Here is a 23,056-nt window from a genome sequence, read left to right as displayed (position 1 = left end):
TGGTGACACGCGGCACCATTCCGCGAGATCCCATTGGAGACCACCATGTACCAACGCATCCTGCTCGCTATCGACGGAAGTCATGCATCGCTCCTCGCATTGCATCAGGCCATCGTCGTAGGCAAAGCCACCGGCGCAGAGGTCGAAGCCTTGTTTGTGGCTGACAGCTCAGACTTGACCTTCGACATGGTCGGCTGCGACTCGGTTGCCTACGCAAAGCGCGTGCTCGAGGTAGGCCGGGAAACCCTGGCCAGCGCAGCGACCAAGCTGGGGGCGGCTGGCGTCAAACACTCGACCAAATTGTTGGAAAGGGGGATCGAACCCGGCCAGATCTCGGCGACGATCGTGGCGGAAGCCAACGAAAACGGAGCGGACCTGATCGTGCTTGGAACGCACGGCCGGAGTGGGCTCAGCCATCTGGTGCTGGGCAGTGTGGCCGAAGGCGTGGTTCGCAAGACCAACAAACCTGTGCTGATGGTGCGCAGCGAAGCTGAGGAGTAAGGGGCACTATCCATCCTTTACCCGACACAGGGCAAGGAACCGCTGCAGTGTGTTGCCCTCGCGCAGGGCATTTGCCGATGCTTGCGTCAACGCACGCGGATCTGCTTTGGCCGCACCGCCATTGGCCCACGGCCCTGCACGGTGACCTTGCCGAACCCGGGAATGATGGCATCCCCCGCTCGACATCGCCCCTCCTACTTGCGCTGTATCCACGATGGTTTAGAGCCGCTTGATTTTTGTCATCCGGTGCTTCTAACTCACCCCTCAATTTCAGTCACCAGACGCAAAAGAACCGGTGCGATTTACATCGCGTACCGGTATATCATCCGGGGCGTTGCTTCTACGGAAAACCCGCTACAAAAAGCGGCATCCAAGCTAAAAGGGTTTTCGCGATAAGGCACATCGTTTGTTATCAAAGCAAAATAAAACAATACGCGCGAGTCAGGTCCATGAATACCAACCATAAACCTTCGGCACCGTTGCCCGAAGAGGAACAACATCCCGTCATCGTCCGCGTGGCTGACGCCACGATCCGCGATGCCAACACGCTGCTGCACTCCAGCGGTGGCATGGTTTTCGGCCGCGGCATGATCGGCACCGTCCTGGCACTGGTGTTGGGCTTCCTATGCCTGCTGGGCGTGCTGGCGTTTCATTTTCCGCAGTACATGACCACGCCGGAATTGCGGCGTGCGTACTCTGTGGATGTGATTCGGCAGATCCTGTTTTTTTCGTTGCTGATCTCGGGTGGGCTGTCGCTGGCGAATATCGTGCTGGATAACCGTCGCCGCCTCAATTGCCTGGCGTTTGTGTTCGTGGTGATCGCAGTGGCACTGGGCGGCTCGCGGGTGCCGGTGGGCGACTTTCCAGACCATACGCCGTATATCGGCATGGACTGGTTCATTCTCGACCTGCTCGGTTCGACGGCCATTTTCGTGCTGCTCGAAAAGCTGTTCCCGCTCTACAAGAAGCAGCCAGTGTTCCGCGCCGAGTGGCAGACCGACATGGCGCACTTTGCGGTCAACCACTTCATCGTGGGGCTGGTGCTGCTGGTGGTGAACTTCCTGATCCACCGCGTATTCGGGTGGATGGTCCACGCAGACTTCCAGCAGATGGTGCAGCACATCTGGTTCATTCCGCAGTTGCTGCTGTGCATGCTGGTGGCCGATCTGATGGAGTACGTCACGCACCGCGCATATCACGAGGTGCCGTTCCTGTGGCGCTTTCATGCCGTGCATCACAGCGTGAAGACGATGGATTGGCTGGCCGGCTCGCGCCAGCACATTCTTGAATTGATCGTGACGCGCGTGGCTGTATTGGGGCCGCTGTTCGTGCTGGGTTTCGACAAGGCCGTGGTCGACATCTACATCATCATCGTGGGCTTCCAGGCGGTGTTCAACCACGCCAACGTGCACCTGCCGTGGGGGCCGCTGAAGTACATCTTCGTGACGCCGGATTTCCACCACTGGCACCATTCGTCGGAAGACGAGGCCATCGACAAGAACTACGCTGCGCACTTCGCCTTCATCGACTACCTGTTCGGCACGGCGGTGAAATCGAAGAAGGCGTTTCCGGAAAAATACGGCGTGGTGGGCGACTACATGCCTGACGGCTTCATCAACCAGCAGCGCTTTCCGTTCCAGCGTCAGAAGGACTGAGCCGCAGAGGCCTCATCATCATGCCGATTGCACCCGCTGCGTTGCATCTCATCCGCCGGCTCGGTCTTGAGCCGCACCCGGAAGGCGGCTTCTACCGCGAGACCTATCGCAGCGAGGAACGCATCCAGCGCGGCCGAATCGATTGCCAGGCCGCTGAACGTGCGGCTGCCACCGCGATCTACTACCTGCTGGCGGATGATGCATATTCCGCCTGGCATCGGATCCAGTCAGACGAGCTCTGGCATTTCCATACGGGTGATGCGCTAGACGTGCATGTGTTGGAAGACGACGGTACGGTGCGCACGCATCGCCTGGGCCACGCGGCCGAGGACGAGATGGCGGTGTACCAGGCGGTGGTGCCGGCAGGCCGCTGGTTTGCTGCCGAGCGTGTTGCCGGTGCACATGGCTACACGCTGGTTGGCTGCACGGTCGCGCCGGGCTTCGAGTTCAGTGAATTCGAACTGGCGGAGGGCCGTGTGCTGTTGGAGCGTCATGCGGCACATGATGATCTGATCCGTCGGTTGCTGCCGAAGTTGCCCACGGAGCCACCGGTGCGCTAGTCAGCACCACACCACGCTCTCATAGCCGACTGTGCGGCGATAGACACTCATACCGCGCCAGGTGCTGTACTCCATGTACGCGCATGTCAGGACGACGATCCAGTTGGCTGCTGTGGCTGTGGTGGACATATCCCCTCCCATCTCCGCCGTGCTCCGATAGTTGTGTTATCGGCACGGATTCAGCTTATGAGAGGGCAGCGAAAAGCCATTGCACGAGCAATGACGGTTCTTGGGGCCAATTCTCCGGGGGATTTTTTGCATCACGTCACCTTGATGTGACGCGCGATTGACACCCAGCGCGGTGGGCTTGGCGCGCAGTCTGCGCAACTTGACCTGCAACTGCGCAGACCCTGTCTTGATCAGCATGCCTTGGCTGAAATCCAGGGTCTCTTGCCCTCGCAGAACGCCAATCACGCGTTGGCAGCGGAGGGCACATCACGCCCGAGCGTCTGCGCACGCGGCCTGACCAGCGTCCAAAGCAACGCCATGCCAATCAGGTCTCCGCAACCGAGCGCCACGAAAAACGGCGTGTAGCCGATACTGCTGACCAGCCAGCCGATCATCAGCGTAAAGCCGAGGTTGCCGAGACCGGCCACGAAGCTGGCCATGCCGGTCACCGTCGCCACTTCATTCTTGGGGAACAGGTCCGCCGACAGCGAGATCACCGAGATCGACAAGGTCTGGTGCGCAAAGCCGCCCAGGCACAGCAGGAAGATGGCCACGGCCGGATCCTTGACGAAGCCAACGCCCGCCATGCCGATCATCAGCACCGCACCCAGCGAGAACGCCACGCGCTTGCCATCGACGATGAGGATGCCGAAGCGCTTGTTCAGATAGGCCGAGATGGTGCCGCCCATCATGCAGCCGAAATCCGCCGCCACAAACGGCAGCCACGCGGTCAGCGCGATGGTCTTGAGATCGAACCCGCGCGCCTGGTACAGGTACAGCGGCATCCAGTAGACCAGCGTGCCCCACACCGGATCGGCAAAGAAGCGCGGCAGCGCGATGCCCCAGAAATTGCGCTGCGACAGGATCTGCCGGATGGGCGGCCTGCCGCCCTCCCTGGCCGGTTCCGCCCGCTCGCTGCCAGTGAATTTCTGGTCCTGCTCCTGCCCGGTTGCGATGTAGTCGGCCTCTTCCTGCGTGAGCGCCGGGTGCTCATCAGGGTGGCGATAGAAGATCAGCCACAACCCCGCCCAGCCCAGGCTCAACGCGCCGGCAATGATGAACGCGGTCTCCCAGTCGTACTTGAGGATCGACCATGCGATCAACGGTGGCGCCAGGATGGCACCGACCGATGCGCCCAGGTTGAACGTGCCGGCCGCAAAGCCCCGCTCGCGTGCAGGGAACCAATAGGCGGTGGCACGCATGCCGGCGGGAATGAATGCCCCCTCCACCAGCCCCAGCAGGCCGCGCAGGATGAACAGGCCAACCCAGCCGCTCACGAACCCGTGTGCCATGCAGATCAGCGACCATGCCACCCCGCACAGCAAGAAGCCGAAGCGCAAGCCGATACGGTCCATCAGGTAGCCGGTCAGCGGTGCGCCAATCGGATACATGACCAGGAAGGCGCCCGTGATCCACCCATAGTGCTGCGTGGTGATGTGCAGGCTCTGCATGACCGTGGGTGCGGCCACGCCCAGCGAGCTGCGCGCCAGATAGTTCATGACCGTGCCGAGCGTCAGCAGGCCGATCATCCACCAGCGCAGTCCCTTGATTTTCATTGTCATTGCGATCTCCCTAGGCCGGGAACAAAGTGCGCACAACCGGCGTGGCATCCAGCCCAACCGATACGGCGCGGAATTGCGGATCCAGGTGCGAGGCGATCCGGTAGAGGTCGGCAGCCTCGTTGCGTTGCCAAAGGCCTGCGTAGCCTTTCACGTTGGCAGCAGCACGACGCGCATCGAACTTGACGGTGCTGTGCACGAACTCCTCGTGCTGCCGCTCGCCGCGCGCAAAGGGGGCAAGCCAGTTCAGTGCGCTCGCCAGCCGACCGCGAATCTCGGGCGCGCCATACCAGTCGTGCCCATGCGCGGCCGCCATCGACGCCGCCATCAACAGCGGCTCGAGGTTGAAGACCACGTAGTGCATGGCATCGCGCTGGGCGAAATCGTAGGTGCTGCCGTCATCGCGCACGTTCTGTCGCACGTGGCCGATGAAGGCGGCACGCGCAGCGTCGATCCAGCGCTTGTCGCCGCTCAGGTAGGCACCGGCGGTCGCCAGCTTGACGCGATGGCTCTGCCAGTTGTTGAGCAGGGTGCTGTCGTCGCCCACGCGCCGCGCGGGCGTCAGGTAAGCCTCGGCCAGCTGCGCGCCGAAGGCAGGAATGCGGGCAGTCAGCTCGGCCGACACATGCTCGCGCACCAGATCCAGCCCAAACAGGAATTGCACCAGCCCCGCCTCGTCCACCGGGTTGGAGGATGACCGGTACGCCGGCAGCCAGCCGGCGATGTACGCCACCGCCTTGTCGGCATAGGCGGACGTACTGGACACACGAAACGCCAGCGCCTGCACCAGCGTCTGCTGCCAGTCCTGCTGCGCCAGCACGCTCGCATCGCGGTCGCCTTCATGCGGCAGCAGGCCCTGCGTATGCACAACCTCGCGCACGTGCAACGCACGCGTCAGCCCGGCCTGTGCCAGCGAGATCAGTTGCGCAGCCACGGCAGGCGGCACGTTGCCCGCCAACGCCTCTGCACGCTGCGTTGAAAACAGTGCATAGGTGGCAGCGGGCGTGGCACTGGTTTTGGCGACGGCACCGTCTGCCCACGTGGTGCGATAGGCGCCTGCCACCGCCGTCAGCGGTGCCGCAAACATGCCCCGCAGCAGCACGCGACGGCCCTGGGAGTGCCGGCCGGAAACGTCTTCGCAGCTCATAGCACCCCCGCGTATTCCGCCTCGGCCAACCCTCGCACGCCTGGGCGGACGGCGAAGACATGCCCGTCGTGCTCAGTGGCACCGGTGGCCGGGCGGATTGACGTGATGAACAGCGTGTCGAGATCGGTCCCGCCGAATGCACACATGGCCGGCTTGATGGCCGGCAGATCGATCCTGCGATCCAGCACACCCTGTGGCGTGAAGCGCAGCACCGCGCCGGCATCGTTCGCGCAGATCCAATAACAGCCATCGGCATCCACCGCGGCGCCATCGGGGCGCCCCACATAGTCGTGCAGATCGGCAAAGACGCGGCGGCGGCTGGGCATGCCGGTCTCGGTGTCGTAGTCGAACGCCCAGATCAGCCGGCGCTGCGGGTGCGAATCGGACAGATACATCGTCGTGCCATCGGGCGACCACGCCAGCCCGTTCTGCACGATCAACTGATCAACCACGGGCGCCGACAACCGCCCCTGCGTGTCCAGGCAGAACAGTGCGCCGGCCGGGTTGGCGGCAGCCATGTCCTGCACCATCGTGCCCGACCAGAAGCGGCCCTGGCGATCACAGCGGCCGTCGTTGAAGCGCATGCCCGGCACGGGGAACACCGGTGCGGCAAGCTTGCGTGCGTAGGCCGGCGTTGCGCCATCGGCAGGCGCCGGTTCTGGCAACGCGACGGCAAACAGGCCCGTCTCCAATCCGGCCACCAACCCGCCATGGCGGCAGAACGCAAAGCACGCAACCTTCTCCGGCAGCGCCCACTCCGTGCGCACACCCAAGGCCACGTGCTGCCGCACGATGCGCTGCGCGGGAATATCCACCCAGTACAGCGCGTCTTCCTGCGCGCGCCAGACCGGGCTCTCACCGACCGTGGCTGGTGCGTACCCCTCGTCAATGCGCTCGATACGCGCTTGCGAAACCACGTGCATCACTTTGGCTCCATCGGCCCGGCGAGTACGAACGGTCCGCCCTGAAAACGCTGCGTCGGGTCGTCGAGATCGGGGGTGGGAGCAACGGCCGGGAACAGATGTTCGAACTGGGCTGAGCTGTCCTGCGGGCGGAAGCCCAGAAAACCGGCCTTGGTGTTGTCCCCCCACTTGATGCGGTTGTCCGACACGCCATACGCGATGGCATGGCCGACACGGTTGGTGAACAACGAGCAGCGCACCAGCTCAATGAAATCGCGATAGCTCAGGTAGGTGACCAGCATGCGCGGGTTCTTCGGCGCCTCGAACGACGAGCCGATGCGCAGGCACACGGTCTCCAGGCCGAAGCGATCGAAGTAGTAGCGCGACAGCGCCTCGCCAAAGCACTTGGTCACGCCGTACAGGCAATCGGGGCGCAGCGGCGCATCGATATCCAGCACGGAGGTGACGGGATGGAAGCCCATCGCATGGTTCGAGCTGGCGTAGACAACACGCTTCACGCCTTGCTTCTGCGCAGCCGCATACAGGTTGTACAGACCGAGGATGTTGGCCTGCATCAGATCATCGAACGGCGCCTCGACCGAGATACCGCCCAGGTGCACGACTGCATCCACGCCTTCGAGCAGGGCGAGCACGGCTTGACGGTCCGCCAGGTCGACGACCGCGCCCTCTTCGTGCGCAGCCAGCTCGCCCAGCGGGGCAATGTCGCTCACGCGAACCACATCTGCCCAGGCTGCCAGTGCGCCGCGCAGTTGCCGGCCGAGATTGCCGGCAGCGCCGGTCAGCAGCAGCCGCTTGAATGGCTTGCCTTGTGCGGCCGTGCCGCCTTCTTTGTCGTGGATTCCCATGCTTGAATGGTGTGGTTAGCGTTGATGTGACCGTGCCTGCTTGAGTGCCGCCTCGGCACCGCTGCGCATCAGGCTGATGTCGGTGGCGACGGCCACGTAGTCGAAGCCGTCGGCGATGTAGCGGGCATTCAGCTCCGGATCGGCCATCAGGATGCCGATCGGCTTGCCGCAACGGTGAGCGCGCTCGCGAGCGTCATGGATGGCAGCCTGCACTGCCGCATGCCGGACGTTACCCAGGTGCCCCATCGTGGCGGCCAGGTCGGCCGGCCCGACGAAGATGCCGTCGATGCCGTCCACCGCGGCGATGGACTCGAGGTTCTCCAGGGCCTTGGGTGTCTCCAGTTGCACGAGCAGGCAGACCTCCTCGTTGGCGCACTGGCCGTAGTCGGCATCGCGCCCGTAGCGGTTGGCGCGTGTGGCCAGCGACACACCGCGAATGCCCAGCGGCGGATAGCGCACCGCCGCAACGGCACGCCGTGCGTCGTCCGCCGTATCCACCATGGGCACCAGCACCGTCTGCGCGCCAATGTCGAGCAGGCGCTTGAGCACCACCGCATCGTTCGTGTTTGGCCGGACCACTGCCGACATCGTCGTCTGGGCCACCGTGCGCAACTGGTCCAGCACCATCGGCACCTCGTTGGGTGCGTGCTCGGTGTCGAGGAGGATCCAGTCGTAGTCAGACTGCGTCAGGACTTCAACGACATTGCTGGAGGCCAGCATGCTCCAGATGCCGAGTTGCTGCTTGCGGGCGAGCAACTGTGCCTTGAACCGGTTGCGCTGCATGGAAAAGCCCCACCGAAGGTTAGAAGGAGTGGCGGATACCCAGACCCACACCGATTGGCGACCCGCCCGGTGTACGGCTTGCCACCGCAGTGACAACCGGGTTCACGTCATAGTCATAGGTGGCAAACGAGCCGTTGTGAATGCGGCTGACGTAGGCCTGCAACATGGTGCGCTGCGACAACCAGTAGTGGTAAGCAAACACCATCTGCTGGGCGCCAGTGTGCTCACGCTGCGCATCCGAGCACTGGCCGAACTGCGCCGCGCCAGAGCATTTAAGCGGGCGCGCCACCGAGTAGCTGAAGATGAAATCCTGCGCGCCGACCTTCTGCATGACCGACACGCTGAAGGCGTCACGGTAGGTCTCACCGCTGCCAGTGGATGCGCCCGTGCCAAAGATGCCCTTGGAGCCCAGCCGATCCCAGCCCACCGAAAAGTTGGTCGAGCCCGCTGACAGCCACTTCGCTTCGTAGCGTACGGCCACGCGGTGTTCGTAATCGTTCGAGTAGCCTGCTGCGGCTACCCCCATGCCTGCGCTGGCTGCACCCGAGAGGCCTGCGCCCGCGCCCAGCAATGCCTGGCCACGTCGCGTTTCGTAAGCATAGGCCGCGTAGATCGGGCCGTTCGCGTACTGCGTCCCGGCGCCCCATGCATACATGCCGTTGATCGGCTTGCCCGCGGTGCCACCCACACTGCTGTTGGTGGGGCCGACGCTGCCCTCGCCCGGCGAATACACCACCTGCGCGCTCAATCCGCCCAGTATGTCGGGCGTGGTGTATTCAATGGTGTTGGCCAGGCGCGCGTTCAGGTTGGTTTGCGTGCCGTTGAGCGTGGTCATGATGCCAATGTTGTTGGCAATCGACGTGCTGCCCGGAATAAAGTTGAGCTTGCCGCCCAGGCCGCGCATCGGCGTTGTCATCAGACCCATCTGTACCGTGCCGAGCTTATCGCTGCGCAGGCCGACGAACTGGTCACGCCCGCTGGGGCCGGAGCCCGTGTCGGCATTGAAGCCGTATTCAATCTGGAAGATGGCCGACAGACCGTTACCCAGATCCTCATTGCCGCGCAGGCCCCACAGCGAGCTGTTGCTGGAATCCTTCACCGCCATTGGCACGTTGCCGCCCACCTTGTTGGCGCCCGTGGTACGAACAGCCTCGACCGTGTTGTCGATCACCCCATACAGCGTCACCGAACTCTGTGCATGCACGTTGACGGTCGCACACATCGCCGCCACCGCGCCCGCTGCGCAAGAGAGTTTCGTCTTCAAACCCATTTCCTTTCTCCTTGTGGATCTCTGTCTTCTTTGTGATTGCGTTGTGGTTTTCACCCGTGGCAGATCCACTGCGGGAAACCGGTCTCTCAGTTCAACCGCAGTTCAGTCGTGCGATCGAACAGATGCAAATGCGCCGCCGGAATGCTGAGACTGGCTTGTGCGCCGTGCTGTAGGCCATACGCCTGGCGGTCGCGCCCGGTTGCGGCAAGCGCGCCGACCGGGGTGTCACAGACGAGCAGCGTCTCGGCGCCGTAAAACTCGCCGCTCTTCACGCGGGCGTTCACCCGGATGTTCTGCGCCCCATCGTCCGCGCCAATGCGGATGTGCTCGGGGCGGACGCCACAGACGATCTCCTGGCCATCGTGCACGGGGGCCCGGTCCGGCAGTGCAATCTCGATGCCCTCCGCACAGCGGATGGCGGCCTGGTCACCACGCACCCGGGCCACACCCTCGAAAAAGTTGATGGCGGGCGAGCCGATGAACTGCGCGACGAACCGGTTCACCGGGCGGTCATACAAATCGACCGGCGTGCCGACCTGCTCGACACGGCCATCGCGCAACACGACGATGCGGTCGGCCAGCGTCATGGCCTCGACCTGGTCGTGCGTCACATACACACAGGTGGTGCGCATGCGCTCGTACATCTCGCGGATCTCCGCACGCACGTGGTGACGCAGCGCGGCATCCAGGTTGGACAGCGGCTCGTCGAACAGGAACACCGACGGCTTGCGCACAATGGCGCGCCCCATGGCCACGCGCTGGCGCTGTCCGCCCGAGAGCTGGCGCGGATAGCGGTCCAGCAACTTGTCGAGCGCCAGCGAACGCGCGATCTCATTCACGATGGCATCGATCTCTGCTTTCGGCCGCTTGGCGAGCTTCAGGCTGAAGCCCATGTTCTCGCGCACGGTCAGTTGCGGATACAGCGCGTAGCTCTGGAAGACCATCGCGATGTCACGCTCCTTCGGGTGCAGTTGCGTGACGTCACGCCCGCCGATGCGCACGGTGCCGCCCGACACTTCCTCCAGGCCGGCGATGATGCGCAACAGCGTCGACTTGCCCGAGCCGCTCGGGCCCACGAGCACGCAGAATTCACCGTCGCGGATGTCTACCGAGACGTTCTTGATGATGTGCTGGTCACCAAAACGCTTGTCGATTGCGTCCAGGGTCACGGAAGCCATGGTTCGCTCCTCTTTCTGTTCTGATCGGTTACCGGGTTCAGCCTCAGCCCTTCAACGCGCCGGACGTCAGCCCGCGCTGGAAGTGCTTCTGAAGGCCAAGGTAGAGCCCCACGCTGGGAATCATTGCCAGCAGCGTGACGGCGATGAAGACGTTGGGCGAAATGTGTTCGTCCGTGCGCAGCGAGGCCAGCACCACGGGCAGCGTGTACAGCGTCTCGCGGTTGACCACGATGAGCGGCAGCAGGTATTGGTCCCAGATCATCAGGAAACCGAAGATGGCCGTGGTGCCCAGTGCCGGCTTGACCAGCGGCAGCACAACGTTGAAGAAGATCTGCCACTCGCTTGCGCCGTCGATGCGCGCGGCCTCTTCCAGCTCCATCGGCACGGCCTTCATGAACTCGGTCAGCACGAAGATCGAGAACGCCCAGCCGGCCACCGGCAGGATCATCCCGAGGTAGGAGTTCAACAGGCTCGCGTGCACCACCGGCAGCTTGCCGAGCACGAGGTACAGCGGAATGGCGATGACCTCTTCCGGCAGCATCATGGTCGACAGGAACAACAGGCTCACGATGCCCGCGCCAACAAACTTCTTGCGGGCCAGTGCATAGGCCGCCAACGCGCTGACGGTCATCTGCAATGCCAGGCCGCCCACCACCACCACGCAAGAATTCAGCAGATTGCGCCACGCGCCAGCCTCGCTCCACGCATAGACGAAATGCTTGAGCGACGGGTGCGACGGCCACAACTGGAGCTGGCCCGGCTGCACGGTATCGGCATTGAAAGCGGTGGCGATCATTGCCCAGTACGGGCCGGCAAACACAGCCACGACCACTGCGTACAGCAGCCAGCGGACAGCCGTACCGGCCACCCCCGAAAGCCGAACGCCGGATTGCGCAGGCGCCATGGCAACGGGTTGCCCGGAAACGATCGGTTTAGCGCTCATGACGTTTGCTCCGCTGCCGCAGGGCCAAGTAGGTGACGGTGGTCACCGCCGTGAAGAGGAACAGCAGGCACGACACGGCAGAGGCATAGCCGTAGTCGAACTGCACGAAGCCGGCCTTGTAGACGTACGTCATGACGACTTCGGTAGCGCCGCCAGGGCCGCCGCCCGTGCTCGAATACACCTCGGTAAACACGCGCACACCGCGAATGAAGCCGAGCACGCCCACGATCACGAAGGTGTGGCGGATGGCAGGCAGCGTCACGTACCACAGGCGGTGGTGCCAACGTGCGCCATCCACGGCGGCCGCGTCGTACAGCTCGCGGTTCACGCCGGTCAGGCCCGCGATGAAGATCATCATGTCGTAGGGCACGGTCTTCCAGATCTGCATGGCGATGAGCGAGCCGAGAGCGAGATCGGGGTCGGAGAAGAAGCCTGCGGGTGCCACGCCAAACCAGCCGAGGATCGTGTTGCCGATGCCCTCTGGCGTGGGCGCCAGCAGGATCTGCCAGATCTGCGCAACCACGGCAGCGCTCGTCACGGCCGGCAGGAACATCGCCGTGCGGATGATGCGCAGATGCCGGGCCGGGCCTTCCAGTGCCAGCGCCAGGAAGAAGGCGATCGCGGCGGAGGCGATGACCGACACCGCCACATACAGCGCCGTCTGCACCACAGCCGCATGCAGATCGGAGTCGGCAAAGGCGCGCTCGAAGTTCTCGAGCCCCACCCACTGCCAATCCGAGCCGAAGTGCACCTGGTAGAAGCTCATCTCCAGCCCGCGCAGCATCGGCACGAACTTGAACGTGACGAACACCGCAATGGCCGGCAACAGGAAGAGCCACGGCACGATCGGATGGCGTGTGGCCAGCCCGCGCGCGTTGCGTTTCATGGTGAGTCGCATGACAAGCCCGCCGTCAGTTTGCAGCCACGCGCTGGCGGGCCAGTTCCTGGTTGACCTTCTTGTTCAGGTCTTTCAGGCCGGCATCGATATCGCTGCTGCAGTTGGCCAGGATGCGGTTCAGGCCGTCGGCCGTGAGCTGGCGCATGCTCATCCAGTCAGGAATGGCAGGTGCGTAGTGCGCGCTCTTCTCGTACACGGTTTCGACCGTTTGCCAGCGCGGGTCGTTGTAGACCTTGCCGGCATCAACCGTCTTGTTGACCGGCAGGCGCACCACCGGAAAACCGCCCGGATGCATGCCCAACTTCTGCCCTTCCGGCGACGTGAGGAACGCGATGTATGACAGCGCCGCCTGCTTGTTGGCCGAACGCGTGACGTACGCCAACTCGCCTTCGCCCAGGCTGTCCGCTTTGCCGGCCGGGCCCGGCGGCGGCGCAACCACCTCGATCTTGTCGCGGCCCGGCTCCTGATCCACGACTGCGATGTGATACGGGCCACTGAAGAAGATGCCCGTCTGGCCGGAACGGAAGCTGGCGATGGCATCGGCCGTGGTGGCGTTGATGGCGCCCGGCTGCGTCACCTTGTCGGTACACAGCATCTGGCGGAAGTAGGCGACGGTCTTGGCGGCGGCAGGCTCATCCAGCGCGCCGCGGAACTTGCCCTTGCCATCCGGGCGGATGAAATCGCCACCCGCCTGCCACAGGAAACTGCTCATGAACCACGTGGTGTAACCACGCGTGGCCGAGGCGGGGAACGTAAAGCCGTAGACCGGTTTGCCCGCGCCTGCCGGTTGCATCGTGGTGAAGGCCTTGGCCAGCTTCGCCATGTCATCCCACGACTTAGGCTGCGGCAGGCCCAGCTTCTCGCGCCAGTCCTTGCGGATGAAGAACACGAACGACTGCACCGACACCGGCACCGCGTAGTACTTGCCGTTGTAGCCCTGCGCGCCCTGCCAGGCACGGTCCTGGATATCGGCGCCGCCGGGGAAGCCCGCCCGGTCGATCTCGGTAGCCACACCGGTCTTCATCATCAGGCCCAGCGACGAGCTGTCGTTGATGATGACGTCGGGCAGGTCATTGCCGGCAATGGCGCGCGACAGACGCTGCTCGTAGTCCGTCATCGCATTGAAGTACTCGACCTTGATGCCGGTCTTCTTGGTGAACGCGGCTGCGATGTTGTCGTAGGTCGTGCGCGCATCCGGGTTGGAGCGCGTCCAAACACGCAGCGTGGTCTGCGCCTGCGCGTGCGATGCGAATCCGAACAGTGCCGCGCATACCGCGCCAGATGCCATCAGCCGCGCAAACAGGCGCGTGCGTTCCCTGGTGATCTTCATCTTGTCTCCTGCTTGTTCTGTCGGCCCGGCGTCCAACGTATGTGGCGCCGCGCTCGTTCATCAACTTCTACGCCCCGGCTCGGGCAAGCCGCGCCAGCCCTGCACCGCCCCTTACCCTTACGCGGTGGCGGGCATCCGCAACTGCGCGAGCAGGCCGCCATCAACGGGCAACACATGCCCGGTGATGAACGACGCTGCGCTGGACGCCAGAAACAGCACCGGCCGCGCAGCCTCTTCCGCCAACCCATGACGGGGCAGCGGCAAGCCGCGTGCGGCAGCTGGGTCGACGTTCTTCGTGTGGGAATGCGGAATCTGTGCCGGCGCAATCGCGTTCACGCGAATACCGTGGTGGCCGAAGTCCACTGCCAGACAGCGCGTCATGGCATCCACGCCGCCCTTGCTGATGTCGTAGATTGCGTTGTTGCGGTGCGCACGCTGCGCCCCCGGCGACGACACGTTCACCACGACCCCCGGATGCGCGCGCCCGATCCAGCCGCGGATCACATCCAGGCTCAGCGCATACATGGCACGGAGGTTGACGGAGACGATCTCGTCGAAATCCGTGAGCGTGCCGTCTGCCGTTGGCCTCTTGGTCTGGGTCATGCCGGCGTTGTTGACCAGCACGTCGATGCCGCCGCGCTCTGCCGAGCGGTCGATGATGGCTTGGCGATGCGCACCATCCGCCATGTCACCCATGACGATGTCGCAGCGCTCACCCAGGCTCTTGCTCAGGGCATCGAGTGCTTGGCGATTGCGGCCGGTGGCGACCACGTGCGCGCCGGCACGGTGGAATTCGCGCGCGATGGCTGCGCCGATCGCGCCGCTGGCGCCGGTCACGACAGCCAACTTGCCGTGGAAATCGAACTGAGTGTGCATAGCGAGGAAGCGGTTGAAAGAGAACTTCTCGGAAAACGGTTTCCAAACTATAGGGACCGACCAAAATCAAGTCAACCGTTTTCCTAAATTTCCGCATTCGTGAAAACCCGCATCCGTCGTCAGAGGGCCTCCCCAAAGCGATTCGCTCGCCACCTTTCCGCTCATACCAACTGGAATGCACCGCCATCCTTGCACAACCACCCAGTCAAAGATGGCTTAGATACGCCAAAATTCTGTTTTCTCCGTCCCGCTTTCTGTCGAACTCAGCCTCAGTACTTTCTTTGCAAGCCAGGCAGCTGACCCCTCGGTTTACGCTTTCAGGAAAATTGTTTACGATAGGAAAACGTTACCCTAATATTCCTAGCGGCAGACCAGCCGCCCCATCCGCAACAGGAAGCCCGCCATGAAGATCACCGCCGTCCGCGTCACTCCCATCGCCATCAGCGATCCGCCTCTGCTCAACGCCAGCGGTGTGCACGAGCCGTTTGCACTGCGCTCCATCATCGAGGTGGAGACTGACAACGGGCTCGTCGGCCTGGGCGAAACCTACGGCGACAAGCCGGTGCTCGAAGGCCTGCTGCGCGTGAAGGATTCCCTCATCGGACTGAGCCCGTTTGACCTAAACGGTCTGTGGCAGCGTGTGGCGGCGGCAGGTGCTCCGGTGTCGCAGGGCGTCGAACTGGACGTCGCGCCGGGCTCCGCGGCCAGCAAGGGGGATCGCAAGGTGTTCGGCGGGTTCGAGGTGGCGTTCGTGGATCTGCAAGCGCGCTCGCTCGGCATTCCCGTGCACGCGCTGCTGGGTGGCGCCGTGCGTCGCAAGGTGCCGTTTTCCGCCTACCTGTTCTTCAAGTTCGCCAGCGATGTCGACCCGTCGTACAAGCCCGACGCGTGGGGCCCTGCGCTCAACGCCGAGCAGATGGTCGAACAGGCCCGCAAGATGATCGACGAGTACGGTTTCGGCAGCATCAAGCTCAAGGCCGGCGCACTGGAGCCGGAGGTGGAGGTGGCGTGCCTGAAGGCACTCAAGCGCGCCTTCCCCAACCATCCGCTGCGCATCGACCCGAACGCCAACTGGTCATTGGAGACGGCCATCCGCATGGCCGAGCTGCTGCAGGGCGACCTGGAATATTACGAAGACCCCACCCCGGGCCTGGAGGGCATGGCTGCACTGCACAAGGCCACCGGCCTGCCGCTGGCAACCAACATGGTGGTGACCGACATGGACGAGTTCCGCCGCAACGTGTCACTCAATGGTGTGCAGATCGTGCTGTCTGACCACCACTACTGGGGCGGCCTGCGCGCCACGCAGACGCTGGCGGCGATGTGCGAGACCTTCGGACTGGGCCTGTCGATGCACTCCAACTCGCACCTGGGCATCAGCCTGATGGCGATGACGCATCTGGCCGCCGCCGTACCCAATCTGACCTACGCTTGTGACACGCACTACCCGTGGCAGGACGACGAAGTGCTCAAAGGCGGGAAGATCGCCATCGAGGGCGGTTGCGTTAGCGTGACCGACGCGCCGGGCCTGGGCATCGAGATTGACCAAGATGCGCTGGCCACCCTGCACGAGCAGTACCTGCGCTGCGGCATCACCAACCGCGACGATGTCTCGCAGATGCGCAAGTTCCGCCCCGACTGGACACGCAAAAAGCCGCGTTACTGATGCCACACTACGAATCCTCACCAACGCTGCACTGAACAACACGGAAGAACATCATGGCAACCATCGGTTTCATCGGTCTGGGCATCATGGGCGCCCATATGGCCCGCAACCTGCTCAAGGGCGATCACACGCTTGTCGTCAGTGGCAAACACTCGGTGCCCGATGACCTGCGTGCACGCGCCACGGTCGTCGCCAATTCCGCGGCTGTCGCCCAGGCGGCGGACATCATCATCGCCATGGTGCCGGATACGCAGGACGTGGCCAACGTGCTGTTTGGCGAAGATGGCGTGGCCCAGGGGCTGACCGCCGGCAAGCTGTTCATCGACATGAGCTCGATCTCGCCGATCGAGACGCAGGCCTTCGCCAAGCGCATCGAAGCGCTCGGGGCCGACTACCTGGATGCGCCTGTGTCGGGCGGTGAAGTTGGCGCGCGCGATGCCACGCTCACCATCATGGTGGGCGGCAAGGAGGCGGCGTTTGAACGCGCCAAGCCGCTGTTTGCACTGATGGGCAAGAACATCACGCTGGTGGGCGAATCCGGCGCCGGGCAAACCTGCAAGGTGGCCAACCAGATCATCGTGGCACTGACCATCGAGGCGGTGGGCGAGGCGCTGCTCTTCGCCTCCAAGGCCGGCGCCGACCCGGCGCGCGTGCGCGAGGCGCTGATGGGTGGCTTTGCCTCGTCGCGCATCCTGGAAGTGCATGGCGAGCGCATGATCAAGCGCACGTTCGACCCGGGCTTCCGCATCGAACTGCACCAGAAAGACCTGAACCTGGCGTTGGACGGCGCGCGCAAGCTCGGCATCGCCCTGCCCAACACAGCCAGCGCGCAGCAACTCTTTAGCGTGTGCGCAGCCAACGGCGGCAAGGCATGGGACCACTCCGCCATGGTGCGCGCGCTCGAACTGATGGCGGACCACACCGTCGCCTGAGGGTACCGGCGCAGCACGGTGCGCCATCCACGCCAATGCGCACCGGTGGAAAACGTTCTCCACCTATAATTCCACACCATTGGCCGCTGCCGTTTTCGTGCAGCGGCCGACTCTCTCGCCCCTCCCCTGCACGTACGTGCCACCCGATGAAAAAGAGCTCTCCGACCATTCGAGACGTTGCAGCCGCTGCCGAGGTATCCGTGGCCACCGTGTCGAAGTATATGAACGGCGCGCAGCGTTTTTCCGCGCCGGTGGAAGCCAAGCTCAAGGCCGCCATCGAACAGCTCGGCTACCGCTCCAACCCGCTCGCGCGCTCGATGATCACGGGCAAGACACGCACCATCGGCCTGGCCATCCTCGACATCCGCAATCCGCACTTCACCAACATCGTGAAAGGCGCCAACCGGATTGCCCTGCAGAATGACTACACCCTGCTGCTGGTGGATACGGAAGAAAGCCAGGAGCGCGAGCGACAGTTGATCGAAGCGCTTGCACAGCGCGTGGACGGCATGATCGTCAGCTCGCGCATGCCGGAAGAAGCGATTCAGTGGATGGTCGAGTTGAACAAGCCGGTGGTGCTGTTTGGCCGCACGCGTGAACTGCAGATTCCCAGCGTCGGCTCAGACAGCCATCTGGCAGCCTACATGCTGGCGAAACACTTGCTGAACGAAGGCCACCGCCAGGTGGCTTACCTGGGCTTCGGCCAGTCACGCTGGAATGCAGAGCGCATTCGCGGGGTATCGGAGTGCTTTCAGGAGGCCGGCCTTACCGTCGACATTCACGACGCGCACGCCCCCTCGGCACAGGCCGGCGAACAGGCCTGCTCTGCCATCATGCTTGCGCCCAAACGCCCGCAGGCGGTGATCTGCTACAACGACTTGATCGCACTCGGCTTCATGAAGGAAGCGCGCGCACTCGGGTTCAACTTGCCTGATGACGTATCGGTGGTGGGCTTCGACAACGTGCCCTATGGGGAGTACTCCTCCCCCGCGCTCACCACGATGGACTTGCAGAGCGAGCGCATGGGTGAGGTGGCCATGCAGAAACTGCTCGACCTGCTGGCTGGCCAAAACGGCGATGGCGAATATGCGCTGCTCGAACCGCGCCTGGTTGTGCGTGAATCCACCCGGCGCCGCGAAGCGGTGGCAAACGCCATGCCGCTGCCTGCCGCCAAATCACGGCGCAAGGCCTAGGGAACGCGCGGCGCTGCACCGCTAGACGACAGTCTGGCAGCGCGGCGCCGGGTCAGGCCATCAGAACGAGTGATGCACCCCGGTGCTGACAACGATCTGGCTGCGATTGGCCGACACGCCCACGCCGTTGATCGCCGCCGACGGCGCATCGCCTGAGGCGCGCTGATACGTACCCTGCAAGTACACCTGCGTGCGCTTGGAGAACGCGTACACGTTGCCCACGCTGAACTGGTTCCAGCGTGCGCTTTCGTACTTGCTGAAGGTGTAGCCGACATTGAGCGTGTTCGCAGCGGTGTAGTGCCACGCCGTGCCCAGGTCGACGTTCTGCGAGCGGGCATTGGCGCCGCCCAGCGTGATGCGCGTCTGCGTGTAGACCGCGTTGATCTGCACCGGCAGGCTGCTGAACTGGTACAGCGTGCCCGCACCAAACGACTTGACCGAGCTCATCGGCGTCATCACGCCCGGCACCAGCGTCGTGCCCAGTGTGTTGGTGATCCCCAGACGACCGGCAATGTCCAGCGCGCGGTCGTTCGAGGCCGTGTACGCCGCTGCCGCACGGAAGCCGCCGTTGCTGTAGTACGCGCCCAGGCTGTAGCTGCGGCTCTTCGAGGGTGAACCCGGCACCTCGCCAAAACCGTACATACCGCCCAGTTGCAGCCCGCCGAAGATGGGCGAGACATAGCGCACGGCGTTGTCGATCTGGAACTGGTTGGCCAGGTTGTCGAAGTTGCCCGGGTGGAACAGGTAGAAGTTGGTGAGCTGGAAGCCGTTGCTCAGGCGGCCCAGGTAGTCGAACATGAAGTCCGCCTGATGGCCGAGCTGGATGTTGCCCAGGCGCTCATTCGACAGGCCGACCCATGCGGCGCGGTTGAACAGCTTGCCCGCCACCACGCTGTTGCCGGTGTCGCCCAGAAAGCCCGATTCCAACTGGAAGATGGCTTGCGTGCCGCCACCAAGATCTTCCGAGCCACGGAAACCAAACCGGTCCGGCTGCATCGTGCCCGGGTCCACGCGCATGGCAGAGCCGCTGGTCGCACCGCTTTTCAGGTTGTTGATGTAGGCCACGCCCTGGTCGATGCTGCCATACAGCGTCACGTTGCTCTGCGCGGCAGCCGTACCGGCCAGGCTCATCGCCGCCACGGCGAACAGTGTCTTCCTCATTTTGCTTCCTCCGTTGGCCGGGGTGTCGGGCCCCGCCAGTTGTTATCGCCCGCCTATTGGCAGACCGTTATCGATCGTTCCACCTATGAAACGATGTTTAAGAAATTGGCACCGTAAAAAAAGAGAGCGCGCGGCTGGTCAGGCCGGCGCTCAACTGCTTAAAGATCAACCACCAGGCGCTTACCCTTGCAGCCGGATACGCAGACCATCATGGTCTGGTTAGAGGCACGCTCGCTCTTGGAGAGCACGCTGTCCCGATGCTCGGGTTCCCCCTCCAGCACGCGCGTCTCGCACGAGCCGCACACGCCTTCCTTGCAGCTGTATTCCACCTCCACGCCCACTTCCAGCAGCGCATCCAGCAGTGATTTTCCGGCGGGCACGCACAGCTCCGAGCCGGTGCGCGCCAGCTTGACTGTGTACTCCCCCTCCTGCACCGACGACACTTCCGCATCCGCGGCAAAGCGTTCGATGTGGACATTGGTGTAGCCCAGCGCTTCGCATGCGGCCTCGAAGGCGCGCAGCATCGGGCCTGGGCCACAACAGTAGAAATGCGTCTCCGCCGGATGGCCTGCGAGCAGCGCCTTCAAATCCGGCGGGCCGCCGGCGTCTGCGTCAAAGTGAAAGCGCACGGCATCGCCATGTGCCGCCAGATCGTCAGAAAAAGCGGCTTCGGTGCGTGAGCGGGCGCAGTAGAGCATCGAGAATGTCTTGCCCTGCTCCGCCAGCCGGCGCGCCATGCACACGATAGGCGTCACGCCAATGCCGCCGGCCACCAGCACCGTGCGCGGCGCGGCTTCATCCAACACGAAGTTGTTTCGCGGGCCGCCGATCTTGAGCGTCGAGCCCACACGCAGTTGCTCATGCACGTAGCGCGAGCCACCACGGCTGTTGCGGTCGAGCAGCACGCCAACCACGTAGCGGTCACGCACCTCCGGCGCACCGCACAGCGAGTAGCTGCGCACCAGGCCATTGCCCAGGTGCAGGTCGATATGTGCGCCCGGCGCGTACTCGGGCAGGGTCTTGCCGTCCACATCGCGCAGCTCCACGCTCACGATGCCCTGGGCTTCGTAGCGCATGGCGTGCACGCGCAGGTTGAGGGGGGGATTCGTACTCATGACTGACACGTCTCTCAACTTCAGTTCAGCGCTTCTCGGTGAGGAACTTGCCCTCAACCTTGCCGGCATCCTTCTGCCGGCGCGTATTGCCGTCGATGCCGCCGTCGATAGCCCATTCGGCAAACACGGTCGGACCGGGCTCGAAATCGCGCGGCTGCCATTCGGCGTCGAGCTGGTCTTCATCGGCGTAGTACTCGATCAGGCCGCCGGCGGGGTTCTTGAAATACCAGAAGTACGCCGACGAGATCGGGTGACGGCCCGGACCGAGCTGTGTATCCCAGCCGCAGCGCGACACATGCATGCCGCCGCCAAACACTTCGTGGATGTCGCGCACGGTAAAGGCGACGTGGTTCAGCCCGCTCTTGGCCTGCGGCAGTTGCAGCAGGAACAGATCATGGTGGCCACCTTCCGGCTCGCAGCGCAGGAAGGCGCCGCGGCCCGGATAGTGATCCGACGGTACGAAGCCGAGCTTCTCGATGTAGAAGCGCTCGGTGGTCTCCACGTCCTTCACGAAAAACACCACGTGACCCACTTCGATGGGCGTGGCACGTTCATAGATGGGGCTGGGTTGATTGAGGCGTGGCTTGTCTGTCCACGTGTTCATCGCGGCGCATTGCACATCGATGTCGTGCTTGGCGGTCAGTTGTACACGCACGGCCAAGCCGTTCGGGTCGATACAGCCAACACGGCCATCCGCATTGATGTAGCCCGGCTGATCTGCCAGCTTGTCGGCCAGACGATCCAGCACGGCTTGCGAATCCGCACCCCAGATCACTTCGCGCAGCGTGGGGCCAGCCTCCATGGCCGGCGGCAGTGTTGCATCGTCGCTGCGCTTGACGCGTACGCGGCAACCGTTGAGTGTTTCGAACAGCAAGCCACCGGCGTCTTCTGCCTTCAGCGTGAGGCCCCAGTCCTGGAAGAACTGCTTACAGGCGGCAAGGTCGTCGGCACCGTAGACGATTTCGTCGATGCCTCGAATGGTATTCATCTTCATCTCCTGCTTGGCGCCGCGTGGCCTCGGGTGGCCGGCGAGCGCTGTGATTCGTTGCGGGTTGTCAGTGCGCCGCGTCCGGGACGGCACGCGTGACCGCCTCACCATTGCGCAGCAAAGCCAGGCCGCACAGCAACACGATCAGTTGGGTGCCCACCAGGCTGCCGAAACCGGCAGCAAGCCCACCGCCGCCCCCCAACCCGATCACAACCCCCATGATGGCCGGCATGAACCCCGCCACCAGACTGCCCACGCCATTGGTGACACCAAACGCGCACGCAACATGTTCTGACTTGGCGTTGAATTGCACGGTGCTGGGGATGGCCGGGCTCTGCAGGCCCCAGCACAGGCTGGCGGCCGTCAGCCAGTAAGCGGCGGCATAGCGATCGGTGCTATTGATGGCCAGCAACACTGCCACCGCCACGCCCAGACTCCCAAACACAAAGATCAGCGGAATGCGACGGCGCGGAATGAGATCCAGCAACAGCCCGCCCAGCAGCACACCGAGCACCGCCGCGTATTGCGGCATCGATGCCATCCAGCCCATCTCGCGCAGGGAAAAACCACGCGCTTCCTTCAGGTAGGTCGGCAACCAGTTACTGCTGCCCCACAGGTAGGAAAGGAAGGCGGCGGTCAGCACCGTCATGGTCAGGATATGGCGCGTGTGGAAGGCGCCGCGAAACATCTCGCCAACCGTGCTCAGCGCTGCAGGGAATGACTCCGGCTTGGGGATGGCCGCGTATCGAGCCGGCATGCGCACGAAGGCCAGCACCAGCGGAATGCCCAAGAGCAGATTAAGAAGGCCGAGCAGATGGAACGACGCTTCCCAGTCGGCGCTGGCAATGGCGTAGCCCACCAGCGGATAGCCCACCGCCAAGCCGACACCTGTGCCCATGTTGAAGATCGCGTTGGGCTTGCCGCTTTCCCGGCTGTCGAAATGGGCCTTGATGTAAGACGCGCCCAGCGAGAAGAGCGGCCCTTCGGCAAAGCCAAGCACGAAGCGGGACGTCAGCAGCTCCATGTAGCTGTTGAACCAGGGCGAAACCATGGTGATGGCACCCCACAACGCCAGCCCATAGATCAGGCTACGGCGCACACCAAACAGCGCCGCGCAGAACGGGGTGAACACAATGGCGGACAAGCCATAACCCGCCATGAACGCCGTCGCCAGCAACCCTTGGCCGCTGCGGTCATTCGCAGCAAGACCCACATGCTGCAGAAAATCGTGCTGCGTGATCAGCACCGCAATATTGATGCGATCGATATACGAAATGGCGACGACCAGGAACAACACGACCACGCCAAACCAGCGTTGCGCACTTGAGTTCATTGCGAGCTCCTTTGCGCGTTGCGTTGATGCGA

At 63.6% G+C, this 23,056-nt stretch carries 22 protein-coding genes; 6 read left to right on the top strand and 16 right to left on the bottom strand.

The genetic code is table 11. From position 1 onward, the window contains the following. Positions 1-45 precede the first annotated feature (45 nt). The 3 genes from C404_RS37740 (at position 46) to C404_RS37730 (ending at position 2,716) form a co-directional block, all read left to right on the top strand. The gene (locus C404_RS37740) at positions 46-501 is read left to right on the top strand and encodes a universal stress protein (RefSeq protein ID WP_021193966.1); all 456 of its coding nucleotides are present in this window, start codon (positions 46-48) and stop codon (positions 499-501) included. A gap of 449 nt (positions 502-950) precedes the next feature. Further along, complete coding sequence (locus C404_RS37735; RefSeq protein WP_021193965.1) at positions 951-2,156, top strand: sterol desaturase family protein; 1,206 nt, start codon at positions 951-953, stop codon at positions 2,154-2,156. Positions 2,157-2,176: 20 nt separating this feature from the next. Then, positions 2,177-2,716, top strand: a complete 540-nt coding sequence (locus C404_RS37730) for a cupin domain-containing protein (protein WP_021193964.1) — start codon at positions 2,177-2,179, stop codon at positions 2,714-2,716. Here C404_RS37730 and C404_RS60855 read toward each other — a convergent pair whose 3' ends face one another. From C404_RS60855 to C404_RS37675, 12 genes are all read right to left on the bottom strand, one after another. Next, positions 2,717-2,845, bottom strand: coding sequence for a hypothetical protein (locus tag C404_RS60855; protein ID WP_021193963.1), 129 nt, complete (start codon positions 2,843-2,845; stop codon positions 2,717-2,719). Positions 2,846-3,126: 281 nt separating this feature from the next. After that, positions 3,127-4,446 (bottom strand): MFS transporter, encoded by a 1,320-nt coding sequence (locus C404_RS37725; RefSeq protein ID WP_021193962.1) that lies wholly within the window; start codon positions 4,444-4,446, stop codon positions 3,127-3,129. 10 nt (positions 4,447-4,456) lie between these two features. Continuing rightward, positions 4,457-5,590 carry an alginate lyase family protein gene (locus C404_RS37720; RefSeq protein ID WP_021193961.1) on the bottom strand — a complete coding sequence of 378 codons (1,134 nt, stop codon included), beginning with the start codon at positions 5,588-5,590 and terminating at the stop codon, positions 4,457-4,459. Beyond that, complete coding sequence (locus C404_RS37715) at positions 5,587-6,513, bottom strand: SMP-30/gluconolactonase/LRE family protein (RefSeq protein ID WP_021193960.1); 927 nt, start codon at positions 6,511-6,513, stop codon at positions 5,587-5,589. Before C404_RS37715 ends, C404_RS37720 begins: the two co-directional genes overlap by 4 nt. Further along, the gene (locus tag C404_RS37710; RefSeq protein WP_021193959.1) at positions 6,513-7,358 is read right to left on the bottom strand and encodes an NAD-dependent epimerase/dehydratase family protein; all 846 of its coding nucleotides are present in this window, start codon (positions 7,356-7,358) and stop codon (positions 6,513-6,515) included. The genes C404_RS37715 and C404_RS37710 overlap by 1 nt, the downstream gene beginning before the upstream one ends. Positions 7,359-7,373: 15 nt before the next feature. Further along, complete coding sequence (locus C404_RS37705; protein ID WP_021193958.1) at positions 7,374-8,141, bottom strand: HpcH/HpaI aldolase family protein; 768 nt, start codon at positions 8,139-8,141, stop codon at positions 7,374-7,376. 19 nt (positions 8,142-8,160) lie between these two features. Then, positions 8,161-9,405 (bottom strand): porin, encoded by a 1,245-nt coding sequence (locus tag C404_RS37700; protein WP_160170173.1) that lies wholly within the window; start codon positions 9,403-9,405, stop codon positions 8,161-8,163. A 92-nt stretch (positions 9,406-9,497) separates the two neighbouring features. Further along, positions 9,498-10,589 carry an ABC transporter ATP-binding protein gene (locus C404_RS37695; protein ID WP_021193956.1) on the bottom strand — a complete coding sequence of 364 codons (1,092 nt, stop codon included), beginning with the start codon at positions 10,587-10,589 and terminating at the stop codon, positions 9,498-9,500. 43 nt (positions 10,590-10,632) lie between these two features. Beyond that, entirely contained in the window at positions 10,633-11,532 is a 900-nt protein-coding gene (locus C404_RS37690; RefSeq protein ID WP_197495063.1) for a carbohydrate ABC transporter permease, read from the bottom strand. Further along, on the bottom strand, positions 11,522-12,418 hold the full coding sequence (locus C404_RS37685; protein WP_021193954.1) for a carbohydrate ABC transporter permease: 897 nt from the start codon (positions 12,416-12,418) through the stop codon (positions 11,522-11,524). Before C404_RS37685 ends, C404_RS37690 begins: the two co-directional genes overlap by 11 nt. A 25-nt stretch (positions 12,419-12,443) precedes the next feature. Then, positions 12,444-13,760: an ABC transporter substrate-binding protein gene (locus C404_RS37680; protein WP_021193953.1), complete on the bottom strand. Its 1,317-nt coding sequence runs from the start codon at positions 13,758-13,760 to the stop codon at positions 12,444-12,446. Between the two features lie 117 nt (positions 13,761-13,877). Further along, positions 13,878-14,636 (bottom strand): SDR family NAD(P)-dependent oxidoreductase, encoded by a 759-nt coding sequence (locus C404_RS37675; RefSeq protein ID WP_021193952.1) that lies wholly within the window; start codon positions 14,634-14,636, stop codon positions 13,878-13,880. A 403-nt stretch (positions 14,637-15,039) separates the two neighbouring features. On the opposite strand from C404_RS37675, the gene C404_RS37670 reads away from it, so the two are divergent. The 3 genes from C404_RS37670 to C404_RS37660 all read left to right on the top strand — a co-directional run bounded on the left by C404_RS37670 (position 15,040) and on the right by C404_RS37660 (position 18,427). After that, positions 15,040-16,302, top strand: a complete 1,263-nt coding sequence (locus C404_RS37670) for a glucarate dehydratase family protein (RefSeq protein WP_021193951.1) — start codon at positions 15,040-15,042, stop codon at positions 16,300-16,302. A 53-nt stretch (positions 16,303-16,355) separates the two neighbouring features. Then, positions 16,356-17,234 (top strand): 2-hydroxy-3-oxopropionate reductase, encoded by an 879-nt coding sequence (locus C404_RS37665; RefSeq protein WP_021193950.1) that lies wholly within the window; start codon positions 16,356-16,358, stop codon positions 17,232-17,234. A gap of 146 nt (positions 17,235-17,380) precedes the next feature. After that, on the top strand, positions 17,381-18,427 hold the full coding sequence (locus C404_RS37660) for a LacI family DNA-binding transcriptional regulator (RefSeq protein WP_031329077.1): 1,047 nt from the start codon (positions 17,381-17,383) through the stop codon (positions 18,425-18,427). Positions 18,428-18,487: 60 nt separating this feature from the next. Here the strand turns inward: C404_RS37660 and C404_RS37655 are convergent, their stop codons facing one another. From C404_RS37655 to C404_RS37640, 4 genes are all read right to left on the bottom strand, one after another. After that, positions 18,488-19,588: a porin gene (locus C404_RS37655; RefSeq protein ID WP_021193948.1), complete on the bottom strand. Its 1,101-nt coding sequence runs from the start codon at positions 19,586-19,588 to the stop codon at positions 18,488-18,490. Positions 19,589-19,746: 158 nt separating this feature from the next. Beyond that, positions 19,747-20,703, bottom strand: a complete 957-nt coding sequence (locus tag C404_RS37650) for a PDR/VanB family oxidoreductase (RefSeq protein ID WP_021193947.1) — start codon at positions 20,701-20,703, stop codon at positions 19,747-19,749. Between the two features lie 25 nt (positions 20,704-20,728). Further along, positions 20,729-21,691, bottom strand: coding sequence for a VOC family protein (locus tag C404_RS37645; RefSeq protein ID WP_021193946.1), 963 nt, complete (start codon positions 21,689-21,691; stop codon positions 20,729-20,731). Between the two features lie 67 nt (positions 21,692-21,758). Next, positions 21,759-23,024, bottom strand: a complete 1,266-nt coding sequence (locus tag C404_RS37640; protein WP_021193945.1) for an MFS transporter — start codon at positions 23,022-23,024, stop codon at positions 21,759-21,761. Positions 23,025-23,056 lie beyond the last annotated feature (32 nt).

This window comes from Ralstonia sp. AU12-08, assembly GCF_000442475.1.
Taxonomy (GTDB): Bacteria; Pseudomonadota; Gammaproteobacteria; order Burkholderiales; family Burkholderiaceae; genus Ralstonia; species Ralstonia insidiosa.
The sequence above is the reverse complement of the archived record's forward strand: the minus strand, read 5'-3'. Positions and strand labels throughout refer to the sequence as shown.